At 40.7% G+C, this 947-nt stretch carries 2 protein-coding genes; both read left to right on the top strand.

What is annotated here, in order from left to right; genetic code table 11:
• Positions 1-193, top strand: a 193-nt coding sequence (locus H6A60_RS11730; RefSeq protein ID WP_205104834.1) for a hypothetical protein, incomplete at its 5' end; no start/stop codon positions are given.
• 321 nt (positions 194-514) lie between these two features.
• Positions 515-947: DEAD/DEAH box helicase (locus tag H6A60_RS14520; RefSeq protein ID WP_205104832.1), on the top strand; the 433-nt coding region annotated here is incomplete at its 3' end.

Here is a 947-nt window from a genome sequence, read left to right as displayed (position 1 = left end):
TGTGCTGGCTGGTTGGCATCGGGCGCCGTGGCGGCGCAATCTCGTTTCACACCGCGACAGCATTGGCAACGCCGAACTGCAGGCCTTCATCGCTTGGTTCCAGAAGCGAGAAGGCGAAGACTCTTGCAATCGATGGATGCGGCTCTATGAGCGAATGGGTGTGCCGGTGGCGTGCGTGCGAAATATTTTCTGAAGCTAGCACGGTTTGCGGACTTGTTTTCCTGTTGTGCTTGTTAGGAAAGGCCTACGGTGCTGGCGCCGATTGATTTTGACGGTGTTAAATGGACATATCTCTAACCGCTGAGCTTAAAATCAAACAGAATCTTATTGAAGCTATTTCGTACGTAGGAACGAGTCGTTGGTCTCTTAGGGAAGTTGGTGATTGCTAAATAAGCTCAGAGTTCTTTATTAAATTCCTTTGATAGAGCTTATTATTTTGCATCGCTTGCTGTATAAATTTGGATTGTTCTCTATCTTTAAAGAATATTCATAGATGGTTCATATAGGAGATAGTATGAATTCTAAAGTGACTGAAATGCAGGTCCTATCATTTTTGCGAAAAGCTTTAGATAATGATAAGGCGTTTTTTCGTGAAGGACAGTGGGAGGCTATTGACAATATAGTAAATAAAGGGAAAAAGGTTCTTTGCGTGCAAAGGACGGGGTGGGGAAAGAGTATTGTATATTTCATTGCTACTAAGATATTTCGCGAAAGAGGAAGTGGTCCTATTATTGTAATATCACCATTGCTTTCATTAATGCGAAATCAGATTCAAGCAGCTCGCAATTTGAGTCTTAATGCATTTAGTCTAAACTCAAGTAATCAAGATCAATGGAAATTAATAAAAATAAAGTTATCTTCGAACGCTGTAGATATTTTATTTATATCCCCTGAACGTCTCGCTGATGATAAATTTATTCAGAATGATCTGTCTCTTATACACATCT

The organism is Sutterella massiliensis, from assembly GCF_016899755.1.
Taxonomy (GTDB): domain Bacteria; phylum Pseudomonadota; class Gammaproteobacteria; order Burkholderiales; family Burkholderiaceae_F; genus Sutterella; species Sutterella massiliensis.
Note: the sequence above shows the minus strand (reverse complement) of the source record. Positions and strands in the feature narration are given on the sequence as shown.